Raw genomic sequence first — 4,234 nt, 5'->3', positions numbered from 1 at the left:
AGGTTAGGCCGTTTGCCCCAGCTTCACCCTATTCCCTGCTTCCTTGCTACCGCACTCCCCTATTCCCCTGCCCTTCGGGGCGCCCTGACGCGCCACCGCCGCCAGCAGCACGCCCAACATCAGCCCGTTGAGGATGTGCCACAGGAAATGCGTGCCTAGCGGAAAGCTGGCGCAAACCAGTGGATCAGCCATCCGGCAGCCGACCGAGACGACGAAGATCGCCGAAGCCACCAGGATATAGCGGCCGGCGCCGCTGCCGCTGGCCGCCGTCCATACGCCAAAGACGGCAAGCGCCAGGAACGGCGGCAGGTAGCCGGTCGTGCCGTTCGAGGCCTGCCGCAGCCAGTCCGGCACCGCATAGGTCAACAGGCCGGCGGCGGCATAGAAGACGACGAAGGCGGCGATCGCCTTGCCCCACTCCAGACCGAGAAACCGGCGCAGGTTGAACAGCGTGAAAGCCAGCGTGAAGCCGGCGATGGGCAGCACGTCGGCCCAGATCGTGAACTTGACGGCGAAGGTGTGGAACAGCGTCGAGCCGATCCCGATCGCCACCACCCACCAGGCCAGAATCGCGGCGAACGTTCCGGTCCCATGCCGCCGCACTTCCCGCACGCCCCACAATCCAGCGGCAATAAAGGCAAGATTGGTCAAAGCATTGGCCGGCTCGGCCCAAAGTTCCGGCCCGGTCCGCTCGCAGTAAAGGTCGACGGGCGCCAAGAGAGTCTGCCACATGACGATGATGCGCCCTCCGAATCGAACCGCGGCGTGAAGTGCAGGCATCCTTCCTATTGCGGCCCTGCGCGTGCTTGCAACGGTGAAAATTTCACCGCAACGTGACTTCCCGTTGACCGGCGCTTCTGCCACATATTTTGGCAATCAGAACAAGGCCGGCGTCACCGGCGGGAATCGGAACGGCCATGGCATTTGCAAAACCCTCGCGGCTCGCGGCACTCGCGCTGGCGCTGTCGGCATGTGCCGGCACGGCGCTGGCAGGCGAGCTCGAAAAGCCCCAGGCCGACAAACCGCTAGGCGTGGTCGAGCTTTTCACCAGCCAGGGCTGCAGCTCCTGCCCGCCGGCCGATGAGTTCTTTGCCGAGCTTGCCGGCAAGCAGGACATCGTCGCGCTCGCCTATCACGTCAACTACTGGGACTATCTCGGCTGGCAGGACACGCTGAGCAACAAGGAAAACACCGACCGGCAGTATGACTATATGCGTGCCTTCGGCAGCCGCTCTGTCTACACGCCGCAAGCCGTGATCAACGGCCGCAGCCACGTCAACGGCGCCAGCCGCAAGGAAGTCGACGGCACGCTGGTGCGCCTCGACCGAACCGGCGAGGGCATGCGCGTCGGCGTGACGGTCAGCCACACCAGCGACCGCGTCATGATCGATGCCGGCGACGCCGGCAACGGCCCGAACGACGCCCATGTGGTGATCGTCTATTTCGAACCGCCGCAAACGATCAAGATCGGCCAGGGCGAGAACAGCGGGCGTCGCCTGACCTATTGGAACGCTGTCTCCGACATCCAGATCGCCGGCATGTGGCACGGCAAGGCGCAGCGCTACGAATTGCCGATGACCGAGATTTCCAAGAAGGCCGGCTGCGCGGTGCTGCTGCAGTCGGTCGGTAAGGATGGCATGCCCGGCCCGATCCTCGGCGCTGCGTTTATTCGCAAGCCCGACCGCCTTTGACCCCAGCCTTCGAGCAATAAAAAACCGGCGTCAGCTTGCTTCTGACGCCGGTCATTTAGGTTTTGGGATCGTCGCACCCGATTTTCCAACGGAAAACCGAGGTTGGTTCGATCCGACGCAGACCCGTGGGCGGGGGGCTTGGGGTTTACGAGCCGGTGCCGGACCGAACCGTCTCAGGCAACGCCGGTAAACTCGTCGGACATTGGGGCATGAGCGCGGATAAATTGTGGCGACAATGTGTCAGAGCATCACCAATTCCAACACGCGGTTCGCAAACGTGACTGGACGTTCCGGAAACAGCGCGGCTCCGGCATGCTTAGCCGGGTCTTGCAATTCCACGGCGAACGGGCCAACTTCTGAGGGCGAAGATTCATTCGAAGGATCGAGGCATGACCGATCGCGGTGGCAGTGGGACGGAGGATGGGGACGCATCCGCAATATTGATCCCGCTGCATGAGGCCCGACGCGAGCGCCTCGACCAGCCGGTGCGCTTCGACCGGCGAGAACTCGACCAGATCCTCAGGCTCTACGGACGCATGGTCGCCGCCAATGAATGGCGCGACTATGCCATTGACCATCTCTCCGACCGGGCCGTCTTTTCCGTCTTCCGCCGCGCCAGCGAGGTGCCGCTGTTCCAGATCGTCAAGGACCCGAAGCTGGCGCGCCGCCAGGGCGCATTCTCTGTCATCGCCGCCGGCGGCCGTATCCTGAAGCGCGGCCAGGAGCTCGGCCGCGTGCTCGGCGTCTTCGATCCCAAGCTGAAGGTTATCGAGGCCTGAGCTGGGAAGTCGAAGAGGAACTGGAGAACTGGAGAACTGGAGAACTGGAGAAAGGAGGAACTGAAGAATTGAGGAATTGAGGAATTAGGGAAGAAGGCACTCAGGGCCTGATGTAACCGCCGTCTTCCTTTTGTTCTTCAGTTCTCCAATTCCCCGGTTCCTCATTTCCCCCTTAGTCCATCACGGAACCTCCGCTCCGGCCACGAATCCGGATCCGGCGAAAGTCCTGCCCCGCCATTCAGCGACAGTTGCATGAACACCGTGTCCAGCCAGCGTCCGTGCTTGTAGCCGGAGCCCTCGAGGCGGCCGGAATGGCGGAAGCCGAGCTTCTCGTGCAGCCGCACGGAGGCACTGTCGGCGTGGCCGTCGCCGATGACGGCGATGATCTGACGAAAGCCCGCCGCCTCGGCCGCCTCGATCAGCCCTTGCATCAGCAGACGCCCGACACCCTGGCCCTTGGCCTCGGGCGCGACATAGACCGAATCCTCGACAACGAAACGATAGGCAGGGCGTGGCCGGAACGGGCCGGCATAGGCATAGCCGAGCACGACGCCATCCCTTTCAGCCACCAGATAGGGGAAGCCGCCCGCCGCCAGGCTGTCGAATCGGCTGCCCATCTCGGCGCGGCTGGGCGGCTCCAGCTCATAGCTTGCGGTGCCATGCGTCACTGCATCGGCGTAAATTTCCGTGATTCGGTTGAGGTTTGCCGTCGTTGCGGCTCTGATCGCGATGCTGCTCATAATTTATGCAAACTGTTCATCTGCCTCCCATAACAGCAAAGGCTCGGACAAAAGAAAAGGGCGGCCGTTGGGCCGCCCTTCGTGAACTCAGTGGTCCAGTGCCGATCAGCGGCGGTCGCCCATGAACTGCAACAGGAACATGAACAGGTTGATGAAGTCGAGATAAAGCGTCAGCGCGCCCATGATGGCCTTGCGGCCGGCGACGTCGGTGGCGTCGCCCTCGAAATACATCTCCTTGATCTTCTGCGTGTCATAGGCGGTCAGGCCGGCGAAGATCAGCACGCCGATCGCCGAAACCGCGAACGACAGCGCCGAGGACTGCAGGAAGATATTGATCACCATGGCGACGATCAGGCCGAACAGCCCCATGATCAGGAACGAGCCGACTGCGGTCAGGTCGCGCTTGGTCGTATAGCCATAGAGCGACAGCGCGCCGAAGGCGGCGGCCGTGGCGAAGAAGGTCTGCGAGATGCTGGCCGTCGTGTAGACCAAAAAGATCGACGACAGCGACAGGCCGACGAGACCGGCATAGACCCAGAACGTGGTCTGCGCCGCCGAAACGCTCATCGACTGGACGCGGAACGACAGGAACAGCACGGCGGCGAGCGGGGCGAGAATGACCAGCCAGCGCAGCGGCGAGCCGAAGATGGCATAGCCGAACGAGGTCAGCATCTCGCCGCTCGGCAGCGTGGCGACCGCCGAGGCCGGGTCCGTGGTGGTGGCCAGCATGATCGTGCCGATAGCGGCAAGGCCTGTGATGAGCAGGCCAAGCCCCATCAGATTGTAGACCTTGATCATATAGGCGCGCAGGCCCTGGTCGATGTCGGCATCGACACGGGCGCCGGGCACGGCGCGCGTCTGGTAGTTGCGAATGGGATCAGCCATTGGAATTCCTCTGTTGCTTCTGCCCCGTCCGGTGTCAGGCCATTTCGGGCCCAGGCGCCGCTGGCAGGGGCTCCAGCATGCCTGCGCGGAATATGATGGTTCTTCGCGTCAAGGACAAGACCGTAACCGGCTGTAACGG

Annotated in this window: 5 protein-coding genes; 2 read left to right on the top strand and 3 right to left on the bottom strand. The window is 63.0% G+C overall.

Features of this window, described 5'->3' with window-relative positions:
- Nucleotides 1-3 precede the first annotated feature (3 nt).
- A complete protein-coding gene (locus EN742_RS26320) occupies nucleotides 4-732 on the bottom strand; it encodes a ceramidase domain-containing protein (RefSeq protein WP_126057431.1) in 729 nt (242 codons plus the stop codon).
- Nucleotides 733-917: 185 nt separating this feature from the next.
- Here EN742_RS26320 and EN742_RS26315 point away from each other — a divergent pair, with 185 nt between their 5' ends.
- A complete protein-coding gene (locus EN742_RS26315; RefSeq protein ID WP_126057430.1) occupies nucleotides 918-1,691 on the top strand; it encodes a thioredoxin family protein in 774 nt (257 codons plus the stop codon).
- A gap of 389 nt (nucleotides 1,692-2,080) precedes the next feature.
- Nucleotides 2,081-2,470 (top strand): DUF2794 domain-containing protein, encoded by a 390-nt coding sequence (locus tag EN742_RS26310; protein WP_126057429.1) that lies wholly within the window; start codon nucleotides 2,081-2,083, stop codon nucleotides 2,468-2,470.
- 161 nt (nucleotides 2,471-2,631) lie between these two features.
- Here the strand turns inward: EN742_RS26310 and EN742_RS26305 are convergent, their stop codons facing one another.
- Together EN742_RS26305 and EN742_RS26300 are read right to left on the bottom strand one after the other, a co-directional pair.
- Nucleotides 2,632-3,210 (bottom strand): GNAT family N-acetyltransferase, encoded by a 579-nt coding sequence (locus tag EN742_RS26305; RefSeq protein ID WP_126057428.1) that lies wholly within the window; start codon nucleotides 3,208-3,210, stop codon nucleotides 2,632-2,634.
- 105 nt (nucleotides 3,211-3,315) lie between these two features.
- The gene (locus EN742_RS26300; RefSeq protein WP_126057427.1) at nucleotides 3,316-4,095 is read right to left on the bottom strand and encodes a Bax inhibitor-1/YccA family protein; all 780 of its coding nucleotides are present in this window, start codon (nucleotides 4,093-4,095) and stop codon (nucleotides 3,316-3,318) included.
- Nucleotides 4,096-4,234: the final 139 nt, after the last annotated feature.

Source organism: Mesorhizobium sp. M4A.F.Ca.ET.020.02.1.1, from assembly GCF_004022645.1.
Lineage (GTDB): Bacteria > Pseudomonadota > Alphaproteobacteria > Rhizobiales > Rhizobiaceae > Mesorhizobium.
This window is presented reverse-complemented; position numbering and strand designations above follow the sequence as displayed.

What these genes read in the sequence shown, in the direction of transcription:
- EN742_RS26310 (WP_126057429.1), top strand. Translation starts at nt 2,081, where the DNA reads ATGACCGATCGCGGTGGCAGTGGGACGGAGGATGGGGACGCATCCGCA.
- EN742_RS26305 (WP_126057428.1), bottom strand. Translation starts at nt 3,210, where the DNA reads ATGAGCAGCATCGCGATCAGAGCCGCAACGACGGCAAACCTCAACCGA.
- EN742_RS26300 (WP_126057427.1), bottom strand. Translation starts at nt 4,095, where the DNA reads ATGGCTGATCCCATTCGCAACTACCAGACGCGCGCCGTGCCCGGCGCC.
- EN742_RS26315 (WP_126057430.1), top strand. Translation starts at nt 918, where the DNA reads ATGGCATTTGCAAAACCCTCGCGGCTCGCGGCACTCGCGCTGGCGCTG.
- EN742_RS26320 (WP_126057431.1), bottom strand. Translation starts at nt 732, where the DNA reads ATGTGGCAGACTCTCTTGGCGCCCGTCGACCTTTACTGCGAGCGGACC.